Annotated in this window: 12 protein-coding genes; 1 reads left to right on the forward strand and 11 read right to left on the reverse strand. The window is 52.8% G+C overall.

Annotated features, from left to right (window positions below; all coding sequences use genetic code 11):
* Positions 1-79 precede the first annotated feature (79 nt).
* The gene (gene yieH, locus KXR87_RS15270; RefSeq protein WP_437433079.1) at positions 80-745 is read left to right on the forward strand and encodes a 6-phosphogluconate phosphatase; all 666 of its coding nucleotides are present in this window, start codon (positions 80-82) and stop codon (positions 743-745) included.
* Between the two features lie 332 nt (positions 746-1,077).
* Here the strand turns inward: yieH and KXR87_RS15275 are convergent, their stop codons facing one another.
* The 11 genes from KXR87_RS15275 to atpG all read right to left on the reverse strand — a co-directional run bounded on the left by KXR87_RS15275 (position 1,078) and on the right by atpG (position 13,945).
* Entirely contained in the window at positions 1,078-2,256 is a 1,179-nt protein-coding gene (locus KXR87_RS15275; protein WP_437433080.1) for an esterase, read from the reverse strand.
* A 249-nt stretch (positions 2,257-2,505) separates the two neighbouring features.
* Positions 2,506-3,231, reverse strand: coding sequence for a phosphate signaling complex protein PhoU (gene phoU, locus KXR87_RS15280; protein ID WP_437433081.1), 726 nt, complete (start codon positions 3,229-3,231; stop codon positions 2,506-2,508).
* Between the two features lie 137 nt (positions 3,232-3,368).
* Entirely contained in the window at positions 3,369-4,142 is a 774-nt protein-coding gene (gene pstB / locus KXR87_RS15285; RefSeq protein ID WP_437433082.1) for a phosphate ABC transporter ATP-binding protein PstB, read from the reverse strand.
* Positions 4,143-4,187: 45 nt separating this feature from the next.
* Entirely contained in the window at positions 4,188-5,075 is an 888-nt protein-coding gene (gene pstA / locus KXR87_RS15290) for a phosphate ABC transporter permease PstA (protein ID WP_437433083.1), read from the reverse strand.
* On the reverse strand, positions 5,075-6,034 hold the full coding sequence (gene pstC, locus KXR87_RS15295) for a phosphate ABC transporter permease PstC (protein ID WP_437433084.1): 960 nt from the start codon (positions 6,032-6,034) through the stop codon (positions 5,075-5,077). Before pstC ends, pstA begins: the two co-directional genes overlap by 1 nt.
* A gap of 126 nt (positions 6,035-6,160) precedes the next feature.
* Positions 6,161-7,201, reverse strand: coding sequence for a phosphate ABC transporter substrate-binding protein PstS (pstS, locus tag KXR87_RS15300; RefSeq protein ID WP_437433085.1), 1,041 nt, complete (start codon positions 7,199-7,201; stop codon positions 6,161-6,163).
* Positions 7,202-7,518: 317 nt separating this feature from the next.
* The gene (glmS, locus tag KXR87_RS15305; protein ID WP_437433086.1) at positions 7,519-9,348 is read right to left on the reverse strand and encodes a glutamine--fructose-6-phosphate transaminase (isomerizing); all 1,830 of its coding nucleotides are present in this window, start codon (positions 9,346-9,348) and stop codon (positions 7,519-7,521) included.
* A 184-nt stretch (positions 9,349-9,532) separates the two neighbouring features.
* A complete protein-coding gene (glmU, locus tag KXR87_RS15310) occupies positions 9,533-10,912 on the reverse strand; it encodes a bifunctional UDP-N-acetylglucosamine diphosphorylase/glucosamine-1-phosphate N-acetyltransferase GlmU (protein ID WP_437433087.1) in 1,380 nt (459 codons plus the stop codon).
* 320 nt (positions 10,913-11,232) lie between these two features.
* Positions 11,233-11,652 carry a F0F1 ATP synthase subunit epsilon gene (locus tag KXR87_RS15315; protein WP_004107274.1) on the reverse strand — a complete coding sequence of 140 codons (420 nt, stop codon included), beginning with the start codon at positions 11,650-11,652 and terminating at the stop codon, positions 11,233-11,235.
* 20 nt (positions 11,653-11,672) lie between these two features.
* Positions 11,673-13,055 carry a F0F1 ATP synthase subunit beta gene (gene atpD, locus KXR87_RS15320; protein WP_437433088.1) on the reverse strand — a complete coding sequence of 461 codons (1,383 nt, stop codon included), beginning with the start codon at positions 13,053-13,055 and terminating at the stop codon, positions 11,673-11,675.
* A gap of 26 nt (positions 13,056-13,081) precedes the next feature.
* Entirely contained in the window at positions 13,082-13,945 is an 864-nt protein-coding gene (gene atpG / locus KXR87_RS15325) for a F0F1 ATP synthase subunit gamma (protein WP_437433089.1), read from the reverse strand.
* Between the last annotated feature and the right edge of the window lie 22 nt (positions 13,946-13,967).

Below are 13,967 nucleotides of genomic sequence, written 5' to 3' on the forward strand. Positions count from 1 at the left end.
GAATTTGCTTATACGGCAACGATTGCGTGGGGTAATCAGGCTTAAGTAAACGTTAAACTTGCAAGTAACAGGAAAAGGCATGTCTCAAATAGCAGCTGTATTTTTTGACTGTGACGGCACCCTGGTCGACAGTGAAGTCATTTGTTCGCGCGCGTATGTGCATATGTTTAAAGAATTTGGCATCGATCTCGACCTGGAGGAGGTGTTCAAACGTTTCAAAGGTATGAAGCTTTACGAAATCATTGAGGTGATTGGCGAAGAGCATGGCGTGGCGCTTGAGAAAACCGCTCTGGAGCCGGTGTTCCGCAGCGAAGTTGCTCGTCTGTTTGATGCTGAACTGGAAATCATTCCCGGTGCGCAGGAGCTACTGGATGCCATTACCGTGCCCGTCTGCGTGGTTTCCAATGGCCCGGTCAGCAAAATGCAGCATTCATTAGGAAAAACCGGCATTTTGCACCATTTCCCGGATTTGCTGTTCAGTGGTTACGATATTCAGCGCTGGAAGCCGGACCCGGCACTGATGCATCACGCGGCGAAAGCGCTGGGGGTAGACACGAAGCACTGCCTGCTGATCGATGATTCCGTCGCCGGCGTTCAGTCCGGTATTGCGGCGGGGATGGAGGTGTTCTACTTCTGCGCCGATCCGCATAACAAGCCTGTTACGCACCCGCAGGTCACGACCTTTACGGCGCTTTCACAACTGCCGGAACTCTGGCGCGCCCGCGGCTGGAATATCACCCGCTAAACTTATTAATTCCATTAATACAACGCATTACAGCGATAACACCGTGCAATGGAAAAAAGTAGCGGCGATGACAGGGTCCGGCTGAAAATCGACGACGCGTATCTGTAAGGCCGGGGCGACGCTCAGGAATGCAGGGCGAGGGCGGTTCACCGCCCTCGCACGTTCACGGGTTCTGGCGTGACAGAAAAGCAAGGAACATAAGGTGAAGGACATGACCCTCAGAGCTGCATGTTCCCCTCACCCTGACTCTCTCCCCAGAGAGGAGAGGGAACCTTCCGTGCTCGTATTTTCTGTGGGGATCCCTCAACCTGCGAAAAGAGAGGCGTAACACCTTACTTAAATAACTTCTGAACAAACTCAGCATAGGCCGGACGCCAGACATCCATTTCATGCCCCAGGCCGGGGTACATTTTATAGTCAAACCTGATGCCCTGCTTTTCCAGTTCGGTCTTGAGCCCGGCAATATCTTTTCCGGTCACCGGGTCTTTTTCGCCCACCACGACGGTAAAATTGTGAAGCTGATTATTGATGGCCTGCGGTTGATTAAGCTGTGCCGTAACCCCTGCATCCGGCACCGTTGTGGTGGTCACGCCGCTGAAGGTGGCCAGCCAGCCGAAGCTCTCCAGGTGGTTCATGCCTGAAACCAGCGCCTGGTACCCTCCCTGCGACAATCCGGCCAGCGCGCGGCCCTCCGCGTCCTTACGCACATTAAAGCGTCCGTCGACCAGCGGAATGATGTCATGCATTAATTCGCGATCGGCCGCCTTCGCATTGAGTGGATAGAAGGTTTTGCGACGCTCCTGCGGCGGATAGTTTTCAGGAATCGCCTGCACGATGTCGGTTTCGGTATCCGGCACGACCACCAGCATCGGCCTGATTTTGCCTTCTGCCAGCAGGTTATCCATGATTTGCGGCAAACGCCCCTGATCGATAGCTGAAAGGCCGGTATCACCGAATCCATGATAGAAATAGAGCACCGGCAGTGGCTCGCCTTTACCGTCATAGCCCGGCGGCGTCCAGATATAGACGCGGCGTTCAGCGCTCAGCGCTGTTGAGTGATAGGTGACCGTCAGCAGATCGCCGTGCAAAACCGCGCGATCGTCCAGAATACTTCCCGGAACCAGAATCAGACTGGTATTCACCTGACGCTGGGGTTTCTGGAAACGGCTTCCCGTATCCACCGATCGAAACCCGTCCACATCAAAATAGTATTCATAGAGATTTGGCTTCAGGCTCTCGCTCTTCCATGACCAGACACCGTTTTCGTCTTTGGTCATATCATGGGAAGCGAAACTGTCCGGCGTGGCACCCGTAATCACGGATACGCGTTTCGCCCCCGGCGCGAACAGGCGATAGGTAATGCTCTTGTCTTCGTTAACCTGAGTAACGTACTGACTTACCGGTATAGACTGTTCTGGCGTGACCGGGAACGGCGCGGCAACGCCGGGCCCCGCCATAGCGCCGGAGAGGGCAGCCAGGGCAACGGCAAGGCAGCTAAGTTGTCTTTTCATATCGTCTCCTTTGTCGTGTGGTTCAGTTAGCGCGCATCCTGTGCGTGAGCCAGAAACAAAAAAACCTGGCATCCCGGTGAACGAGATGTCAGGTTTAGCCCGCAACGCGGTAGCAATCCGCCTTAAAGCATAGTGGACGGACGTCGCTGAACAACACGCAATCCGTTGAAGTGTGACGGGAAGCTAAAAAGGTTGAGGTCAAAAGACAAACGCCAGCATACGCTGGCGTTCAGAGGATGAGGCGGAGAATTACTCTTTCGGGTCGTGACCGGCAAGCAGTTTATCCAGCTCGTCGCCACCAACGTGACGGAAATCCTGACCTTTTACGAAGTAGAAAATGTATTCGCAAATGTTCTGGCAGCGATCACCAATACGCTCAATGGAACGGGCACAGAACAGCGCCGTCAGCACGCTTGGGATTGTGCGCGGATCTTCCATCATGTAGGTCATCAGCTGACGCACGATGCCTTCATATTCCTGATCCACTTTCTTATCTTCACGGTAAATACGCACCGCTTCGTCGATATCCATCCGGGCGAATGCATCCAGCACGTCATGTAGCATCTGAACGGTGTGGCGACCCAGCGACTCCAGGCTTACCAGCAGCGGTTGATGCTGCGAAGAGAACTTCTCAAGCGCGGTGCGGCAGATTTTGTCTGCCACATCGCCAATACGTTCCAGTTCTGCGATGGTTTTAATGATAGCCATGACCAGACGCAGGTCACTTGCCGTCGGCTGACGCTTGGCGATAATGCGCACACAGGCTTCATCGATGGCAACTTCCATCATGTTGACCTGTTTGTCACCTTCAACCACGCGCTGCGCGAGTTCGCTGTCCTGATTGTGCATCGCGGTGATCGCATCAGAAAGCTGCTGCTCCACCATCCCACCCATGGTCATGACCTGAGTGCGGATACTTTCCAGCTCGGCGTTGAACTGGCCGGAAATATGTTTATTAAGATTAAGGTTGTCCATCGTTCCTCCAGATGCCCAAAAGATTTCTGGCTGTAGCAAGGCGGCAACTGCACGGAGCTCCGAAAGCGTAGATAACTACGTGACCGGAGTGAGCAAAGACAGCCAACGCGGGTACGGCCTGAAAGATGAAGGGCATATCAACCGTAGCGGCCAGTAATATAATCTTCGGTTTGTTTCTTCTTCGGCTTCGTGAACAGATCGTCAGTATTACTGAACTCAATCAACTCGCCGAGGTACATAAACGCTGTGTGATCGGAGCAACGTGCAGCCTGCTGCATGTTGTGGGTAACAATCACGACGGTGTAATCCTGCTTAAGCTCAGTGATCAGCTCTTCAATGCGACCCGTTGAGATAGGATCCAGAGCAGAGCAGGGCTCGTCCAGTAACAACACTTCCGGGCGAATTGCGATACCGCGTGCAATGCACAGACGCTGCTGCTGGCCACCGGAGAGAGAGTACCCGCTCTGGTGCAGCTTATCTTTAGTTTCGTTCCATAATGCGGCTTTGGTCAGGGCCCACTGCACACGTTCGTCCATATCCGCGCGGGAGAGCTTCTCAAACAGGCGCACACCGAAGGCGATATTGTCATAAATCGACATCGGGAACGGCGTTGGCTTCTGGAAGACCATCCCAACTTTAGCGCGCAGTAGCGCGATATCCTGGGTATTGGTGAGGATGTTGTCCCCATCCAGCAAAATTTCACCTTCTGCGCGCTGTTCCGGATACAGTTCGAACATCTTGTTAAACGTGCGCAGTAAGGTGGATTTACCACAGCCTGATGGCCCGATAAAAGCCGTGACCTGATTTTTGGCAATGTCCAGGCTGATGTTTTTCAGGGCATGGAATTTACCGTAATAGAAGTTCAAATCACGAACCTGAATTTTGTCCGGCGTTGTCTCAACCATACTCATTTGTCTCTTTCCTCAATCAGCACCGCTTGCGCCGTGCCGCAAAAATTAGTGTTTCTTCTTCGCGAAAATGACGCGCGCCAGGATATTCAGCAGCAACACGCACAGGGTAATCAGCAACACACCAGCCCAGGCCAGCTGCTGCCATTCCGCAAACGGACTCATGGCAAATTTGAAGATGGTGACCGGCAGGTTGGCAATAGGCTGCATCATGTCGGTGCTCCAGAACTGGTTCGACAGCGCAGTAAACAGCAAGGGTGCCGTTTCACCCGCAATACGCGCCACTGCCAGCAGCACCCCGGTCAGAATGCCGGATACGGAGGCTTTCAGCGTAATTGCAGAGATCATCTTCCATTTTGGCGTCCCCAGTGCATAAGCCGCTTCACGCAGACTGTCCGGCACCAGTTTCAACATGTTCTCGGTAGTTCGAATCACAATTGGAACCTGTAGCAGCGCCAGGGCAATAACACCTGCCCAACCAGAGAAGTGCTGCATTTGCATCACCACAATGGTGTAGACAAAAAGACCGACAACGATAGAAGGAGCAGATAGCAGGATGTCGTTAATAAAGCGGATCACTTCGGCCAGAAGAGATTTGCGGCCGTATTCCGCAAGGTAGATCCCGGCCAGAATGCCAAGCGGCGTACCGAAAGCTGTTGCCCAGAAAATCAGTAATCCACTGCCTGCCAACGCATTCGCCAGCCCGCCGCCTGCGGTATTGGGTGGCGGAGTCATTTCAGTAAACAGAGCAAGAGACATGCCGTCGAAACCGCGCGTCACGGTCGACATCAGGATCCAGATCAGCCAGAACAGACCAAAGGCCATAGTCGCCATAGAGAGCGTCAGAGCCACCCGGTTTTTTGTACGGCGCTTTGCCTGCATTTTACGGCGGGATTCGGCCAGTTCTGTAGAGGTTTGCATTTCGAGAGTCGCCATTAGCGTGCCCCCTCGTTCTTCGCCAGACGCATAATCATTACTTTAGAAATCGCCAGAACGATAAAGGTGATCACAAACAGGATAAGTCCCAGCTCCATCAGTGCGGCAACATGCAGCCCGGATTCTGCTTCCGCGAACTCATTCGCCAGCGCAGAGGTAATACTGTTGCCCGGCATATAGAGCGAGGCGCTGTCGAGCTGATACGTGTTACCGATGATAAAGGTCACCGCCATGGTTTCACCTAACGCACGGCCCAGACCCAGCATCACACCACCAATCACGCCGTTTTTGGTAAACGGCAGAACAATGCGCCAGATAACTTCCCAGGTGGTGCAGCCAATACCGTAGGCCGACTCTTTCATCATCACCGGGGTTTGTTCGAACACATCGCGCATTACTGCTGCGATGTAAGGAATAATCATGATGGCGAGGATAACGCCAGCGGCCAGAATGCCGATGCCAAATGCCGGGCCGGAGAAGAGCGCGCCAACAAAAGGAATGGCGGACATGACATTACCGACCGGCTCCTGGAAATATTTCGCAAACAGCGGCGCAAAAATAAATAAGCCCCACATGCCGTAAACGATACTCGGAATAGCCGCCAGCAACTCAATCGCAATGCCTAAAGGACGCTTAAGCCAGGCCGGAGCCAGCTCAGTCAGAAAGAGGGCAATCCCAAAGCTGACCGGCACTGCTATCAGCAGGGCAATAAACGAAGTGACCAGCGTGCCGTAAATCGGCACCAGTGCACCAAAAATTTCGTTGGGTGCATCCCACTCTTTCGTCCACAGGAAGGAGAAACCAAATTTCTGGATACTCGGCCAGGAGGAGAAAATCAGCGACACGATAATGCCACCGAGCAGCAATAGCACAATCAGCGCAGCCAGTCTTACCAGCGCGCTGAATATCATGTCACCTTTTTTGCCCGGAGGGCTAAAAGCCGGCTTGGTTGCAGCCATATATCACTCTTTAAGTTTGGGCCAGGAAGCGCGCATTTTATCGTGCTTCCTGGCTAACGTAATGCCATACCCTGGATAATTCGCGCTACAGCCACTACTGCTGCCGCGCGAAGTGATGACGGGTATTTAATACAGCGCTTTACCGCTGCTGTCCTTCACGTTGGTTTTCCATGCTGCGCGAACCTGCTCAACAACGCTTTCTGGCAGCGTTGCGTAATCCAGTTCGTTGGCTTGTTTGCCACCGTTTTTGTAAGCCCAGTCAAAGAACTTCAGAACTTCAGCACCCTGCTCAGGTTTTTTCTGCTCTTTGTGCACCAGGATGAAGGTAGTGGAGGTAATCGGCCACACGTCTTCGCCTTTCTGGTTGGTCAGGTCCTGCGCGAAGGATTTGCTCCAGTCGATGTTTTTCGTCGCGTTGGAGAAGCTCTCTTCAGTCGGAGAGACCGGCTTGCCATCAGCAGAAAGCAGCTTGGTATAAGTCAGGTTGTTCTGCTTAGCGTAGGCGTATTCAACGTAACCGATGGAGCCTGGCAGACGCTGAACAAATGCAGCGATACCGTCGTTACCTTTACCGCCAAGACCCGTCGGCCAGTTAACGGTAGAGCCAGCGCCGATAGAGGATTTCCACTCTTCATTCACTTTTGCCAGGTAGCTGGTAAAGACGAAGGAAGTACCGGAACCATCAGCACGACGCACGACGGCGATGTTCTGAGAAGGCAGTTTTTTACCTGGGTTCAGCTTAGCGATTGCTGCGTCATCCCATTTTTTGATTTTGCCAAGGTAGATATCGCCCAGGGTTTTACCATCCAGCACCAGCTCACCCGATTTGAAACCTTCCAGGTTAACGGCCAGCACCACGCCACCGATAACGGTAGGGAACTGGAACAGACCTTCCTGAGCCAGTTTATCGTCAGCCAGAGGAGCATCAGACGCACCGAAATCAACGGTGTTAGCAATGATCTGTTTTACGCCGCCAGAGGAGCCGATACCCTGGTAGTTTACTTTACTACCGTTTTCTTTCTGGTATGTATCAGCCCACTTGGCATACACCGGCGCCGGGAAAGTTGCACCCGCACCCGTCAGACTTGCAGCGGCATTAACTGCAAAAGCGCTCAGAGAAAAGGTCGCGGCGACAACAGTTGCGACAGTGGTACGCATAACGTTCATAATGTCTCCTGCTAGGAATCGTAAATCGTTGTTTAGTGGCTACGATGAGCAAAATAGGACACTTTGATGACAGTTATATGCAAGGATTGTTACTGTTTGATGACAATGGCCATTAAAGTCGGAATGCGAGTAAAAATAGTTGCAGCATCATGGGGATGCTGAAGTTGATGACGTTTAGTTTTCAATAAGGTTTTAGTTTTGTGACAGTTAAAACGTAGTTGATGCGCTGAGAATGTCACCCGTTAGCGTTGAAAAAAAGAGGTATCTCGCCAGCCGGTGAGATAAAAAACGCCCCGGCTGGCGGGGCGTTTGAGGCGTTACTCGACCGTCACAGATTTGGCGAGGTTTCGCGGCTGATCCACGTCCGTGCCTTTAATCAGCGCAACGTGATAAGCCAGCAGCTGTAGCGGTACGGTGTAGAAAATCGGCGCAATCACTTCATCAACGTGCGGCATCTCAATGATGTGCATATTGTCGCTGCTGGTAAAACCGGCATCCTTATCAGCAAAGACATACAACACGCCACCGCGCGCGCGCACCTCTTCAATATTGGATTTTAGTTTTTCCAGCAGTTCGTTATTGGGCGCGATCACAATCACCGGCATGTCGTCATCAATCAACGCCAGCGGGCCATGTTTCAACTCACCTGCCGCGTAGGCTTCAGCGTGAATGTAGGAAATCTCTTTCAGCTTCAGTGCCCCTTCCAGCGCAATCGGGTACTGATCGCCACGCCCGAGGAACAGCGCGTGATGCTTGTCGGAGAAATCTTCCGCCAGTTGCGCAATGCGTTTGTCCTGCGACAGCATTTGCTCAATGCGGCTCGGCAGAGTCTGAAGACCGTGAACAATCTCATGCTCCACGGAAGCGTCCAGCCCTTTAAGGTGGGCCAGTTTTGCCACCAGCATCAACAGCACCGTGAGCTGAGTGGTAAACGCCTTGGTGGAGGCCACGCCAATTTCCGTACCCGCATTGGTCATGATGGCCAGATCGGATTCGCGCACCAGTGACGAGCCCGGTACGTTGCAAATTGTCAGCGATCCCAGATAGCCCAGCTCTTTGGAAAGACGCAGCCCTGCGAGGGTGTCTGCCGTTTCACCAGACTGAGAGAGCGTGATCATCAGGCTATTGCGCCGCACTGCGGATTTGCGGTAGCGGAACTCAGAGGCAATCTCCACATCGCACGGCACGCCCGCCAGCGACTCAAACCAGTAGCGGGAGACCATCCCGGAGTTATAAGAGGTTCCGCAGGCAATGATCTGAATATGTTCAACCTTACTCAGCAGTTCATTAGCCTGGGCACCCAGCTCGCTTAAATCCACTTCACCGTGGCTGATTCGCCCGGACAAGGTATTTTTAATCGCGTTCGGCTGCTCATAAATCTCTTTTTGCATGTAATGACGATAAGCGCCTTTGTCGCCCGCGTCATACTGCAAATTAGATTCAATCTCCTGGCGTTTCACGCTGGTGCCGGTGTTATCAAAGATGGAGACAGAGCGGCGCGTCACTTCGGCAATATCACCTTCTTCAAGGTAAATAAAACGACGCGTTACGGGCAGCAGAGCCAGCTGATCGGAGGCGATAAAATTCTCGCCCATGCCTAAACCGATAACCATCGGACTACCTGAGCGCGCAGCCAGCAGCGTGGACGGATCACGGGAATCCATGATCACCGTACCGTAGGCACCCCGTAGCTGAGGGATAGTGCGCAGCACCGCGTCGCGCAGCGTCCCACCCTGTTCAAGCTCCCAGTGCACAAGGTGAGCAATCACTTCGGTGTCAGTTTCGGAGACGAAGGTATAACCGCGCGCTTTCAGTTCTTCACGCAGCGGTTCGTGGTTCTCAATAATACCGTTGTGTACCACGACAATGTGGTCAGACACATGCGGGTGGGCGTTGCCTTCTGAAGGTTCGCCGTGCGTCGCCCAACGGGTATGCGCGATACCGGTGCCGCCATGGAGCGGATGTTCTTCCGCCGCCTGCGCCAGTATTTGTACTTTTCCGAGACGACGCAGACGGGTCAGATGACCCTGAGCATCAACCACTGCCAGACCCGCTGAGTCATAGCCACGGTATTCCAGACGACGTAACCCTTCGAGAAGGATTTCTGCAACATCACGCTGCGCGATAGCGCCAACAATTCCACACATATTTTTTTGATTCCGATTTTGGCTTTACGCCATGCGTTGTCGGTCAACCTGTATGCCTGTTTCCAGGCGCCCCGAGCCTTGTAGAGAGTGGGGTTATTATTATAGTACTGCCAGTGGGTGGGGGATTATGTTATCCCCTCAACCCGCTCCGCTCCCGAAAGGGAAGGAGATAAAGATTGCACCGTCAGGGTGTCTGTTTCTTTTTTACCGGGCGCTGCCAGCCTTGTTTATTGGTCTGCGGAACGCGGCTTAATACCAGTTCGTTGTCGGCAACGTTACGTGTCACGGTGGTGCCTGCTGCAATGGTCGCTCCGTTACCGATGGTCAAGGGTGCCACCAGCTGGCTGTCTGAGCCCACATGCACACCATCACCAATAATCGTTGTATGTTTATTAGCACCATCATAGTTGCAGGTGATCGTACCGGCACCGATATTCACGTTATCGCCAATTTCAGCATTACCCAGGTAGCTCAGGTGTCCCGCTTTCGAGCCTTTGCCCAGACGCGTTTTTTTCAGTTCGACAAAGTTGCCGACATGGGCACCTTTTAGTAGCTCAGCGCCCGGACGCAGACGCGCGAAAGGACCAACGGTGCAGGCCGCATCAAGATGCGCATCCTCGATAACAGTGTAGGGACTGAGTTCACAATCGTCGCCGATGACGCTGTTTTTAATGACGCAGCCCGCCCCGATTTTGACGCGATTGCCCAGCGTCACGTTTCCTTCCAGAATGACGTTAACATCAATCTCAACATCACGGCCATGCGTGAGCGAACCGCGCAGGTCAAAACGCGCTGGATCGCGCAGCATCACGCCAGCCAACAGAAGTTTATCTGCCTGTTCGGCAAGGAACACGCGTTCAAGGCGGGAGAGCTGCAGACGATTATTAACGCCTTCAACTTCACTCAGGCGATCCGGGTGAACTGCCGCGATGGTTTGTCCTTCCTGGTAAGCAAAACCGATGATATCGGTAATGTAATATTCACCCTGAGCATTATTGTTGGTGAGCTTGCTTAACCAGCGTTTTAAATCGCCGCCATTGGCGATGAGAATGCCGGTATTGATTTCCCGGATTTTACGCTGCTCTTCACTGGCATCTTTTTGCTCGACAATACCGCTGACCTTGCCGTTCTCACGCGTAATGCGTCCGTAGCCGGTCGGATCGTCAAGTTCAACCGTAAGCAGGCCTATGCCACCCTGCGGTTTAGCATTTCGAAGACGCGTCAGGGTTTGGGCTGAAATCAGTGGCACATCGCCGTACAGCATCAGGATGTCTTCATCATCAGCGAAGAAAGGTGCCGCCTGCTGCATAGCATGGCCGGTGCCGAATTGCTCGGCCTGTAAAACCCAGTTGAGTTTGTCGTCGGACAGTGTTTGTTTTAACAAGGAGCCGCCGTGACCGTACACCAGGTGCACATTGCTGGCACCAAGATTATTAGCTACATCAATCACATGCTGAACCATCGCCTTTCCGGCGAGGGTATGCAGTACTTTCGGCAGATCGGAATACATGCGTGTTCCCTTGCCCGCAGCAAGGATCACCACACTCATTTTCGTGTTCAACATACGTGCCCTGACTATAATTAGAGTGGAATTTTTACCGTTTCACTTTGAAACTTCTACATTTTTTTTGATGCGAATTGGCCTGAAGATGAAATACGCAACCTGTCTCGCAGAACAGGTAATTTAGGGCATATTATCGGGTAATTCACGGGTAAATGTGTTGAGAAAAAGCAGACCATAACGGTAAATAAAAGACAGGATCCTGTTTTTGCTATTCTTTTTAATCCTGAATAAAGCCTCATCAAAACGTACGACATGGCTGACGTAGGCTATAAAAAAAGCCAGCCTGATTATCAGACTGGCTTTTTGACTTTAAGCCGGTGTTACATCGCTTTTTTAGTCAGCTCGATAACGCGCAGTTTCGCGATGGCTTTAGCCAGTTCCGCAGACGCCTGAGCGTAATCCACGTCACCGTGAGAGCTCTTAATGTGCTCTTCAGCCTTACGCTTCGCTTCCAGGGCTCGCGCTTCGTCGAGATCCTGGCCGCGAATAGCGGTATCAGCCAGAACGGTCGTGCTGCCAGGCTGCACTTCAAGAATGCCGCCGGACAGGTAGATAAACTCTTCATGACCGTGCTGTTTAACGATGCGAATCATACCAGGCTTAATGGCGGTGAGCAGCGGGGCGTGACCCGGGTAAATACCCAGTTCACCTTCGCTACCCGTTACCTGGATTTTTTCGACCAGACCAGAGAACATCTGTTTCTCTGCGCTGACGACGTCCAGGTGGTAAGTCATTGCCATATCACCCTCCGATTAAGGCGTTAAAGTTTTTTGGCTTTTTCCACAGCTTCGTCGATAGAACCGACCATGTAGAACGCCTGCTCTGGCAGGTGATCGTATTCGCCTTCCATGATGCCTTTAAAGCCACGGATGGTGTCTTTCAGGGAGACGTATTTACCCGGAGAACCGGTGAATACTTCTGCCACGAAGAACGGCTGGGACAGGAAGCGCTGAATCTTACGCGCACGTGCTACCACCAGTTTGTCTTCTTCAGACAGCTCATCCATACCCAGGATGGCGATGATGTCTTTCAGTTCCTGGTAACGTTGCAGCAGGGACTGTACGCCACGCGCGGTGTCGTAGTGTTCCTGGCCAACAACCAGTGGATCCAGCTGACGGCTGGTGGAGTCCAGCGGGTCAACTGCCGGGTAGATACCCAGAGACGCGATCTGACGGCTCAGTACCACGGTTGCATCTAAGTGAGCAAAGGTGGTGGCTGGGGATGGGTCAGTCAGGTCATCCGCAGGTACGTATACCGCCTGTACGGAGGTGATAGAACCGGTTTTGGTAGAGGTGATACGTTCCTGCAGAACACCCATCTCTTCCGCCAGCGTCGGCTGATAACCTACCGCTGAAGGCATACGACCCAGCAGTGCAGATACTTCAGTACCGGCCAGGGTGTAACGATAGATGTTGTCAACGAACAGCAGTACGTCGCGACCTTCGTCACGGAACTTCTCCGCCATGGTCAGACCGGTCAGCGCAACGCGCAGACGGTTTCCCGGTGGCTCGTTCATCTGGCCGTATACCAGGGATACTTTGTCCAGTACGTTGGAATCGGTCATTTCGTGGTAGAAGTCGTTACCCTCACGAGTACGTTCACCCACGCCTGCAAACACGGAGTAACCGGAGTGCTCGATCGCGATGTTACGGATCAGCTCCATCATGTTTACGGTTTTACCTACACCCGCACCACCGAACAGACCGACTTTACCGCCCTTCGCGAACGGACACATCAGGTCGATAACTTTGATACCGGTTTCCAGCAGTTCCTGAGAGCTGGAGAGCTCTTCGTAGGACGGTGCTGCGCGGTGGATAGCCCAACGCTCTTCTTCACCGATGTCGCCTTTCATATCGATCGGCTGACCCAGGACGTTCATGATACGACCCAGTGTTGCTTTACCTACCGGGACTTCGATCGGGTGCGCAAGGTCGTTAACTTCCAGACCACGGCGCAGACCATCGGAAGAACCCATAGCGATGGTACGAACGATACCACCACCGAGCTGCTGCTGAACTTCCAGCACCAGCGTCTCGTTACCATTGTTTACCTCAAGAGCATCGTACACGCGCGGTACGGCATCCTGAGGGAATTCGACGTCAACCACGGCGCCGATTACCTGGACAATTTTTCCAGTAGCCATCTTGAATCCTCTACGAATTAACCTGGTTATACCGCGGATGCACCACCGACGATTTCGGTGAGTTCCTGAGTAATGCTGGCCTGACGAGCTTTGTTGTATACCAACTGCAGCTCTTTAATCAGGCTGCCGCCATTGTCGGTAGCGGCTTTCATCGCCACCATACGTGCGGCCTGCTCGCTGGCCAGGTTTTCAACAACACCCTGATAAACCTGAGATTCAACATAGCGACGCAGGAGGGTATCCAGCAGCGCCTTTGGATCAGGCTCATACAGATAATCCCAGGATTTACGCTTCAACTCTTCATCTTCTGCAGCCGGTAACGGCAGCAGTTGAGTGATCGTCGGTACCTGAGACATGGTGTTGATAAATTTGTTACTGACAATATAAAGCTTGTCCAAACGACCTTCGTCGTAAGCCTGCAGCATGACTTTTACCGGGCCGATCAGTTCGGAGAGGGAAGGGTTATCCCCCATACCGGTTACCTGAGCGACAACGTTGCCACCTACGGAATTGAAGAAAGAGACGCCTTTAGAGCCGATCATAGCGAGGTCGCTTTGAACGCCTTTATCAGACCAGACTTTCATATCCGCCAGCAGTTTTTTGAACAAGTTGATGTTCAAGCCACCACACAGACCACGGTCGGTCGACACCACCAGGTAGCCCACGCGTTTAACGTCGCGTTCTTCCAGATAAGGGTGCTTGTATTCCAGATTACCGTTTGCAAGGTGACCAATCACTTTGCGCATGGTATCTGCATATGGACGGCTGGACGCCATGCGATCCTGCGATTTACGCATTTTGGAAGCGGCGACCATCTCCATCGCTTTAGTGATCTTTTGCGTGTTCTGGACGCTTGCGATCTTACTACGTATCTCTTTTGCGCCGGCCATGAGCTTCTCCTCAATGCCTTGC

This window comes from Yokenella regensburgei (assembly GCF_051486985.1).
GTDB lineage: Bacteria > Pseudomonadota > Gammaproteobacteria > Enterobacterales > Enterobacteriaceae > CBFFRJ01.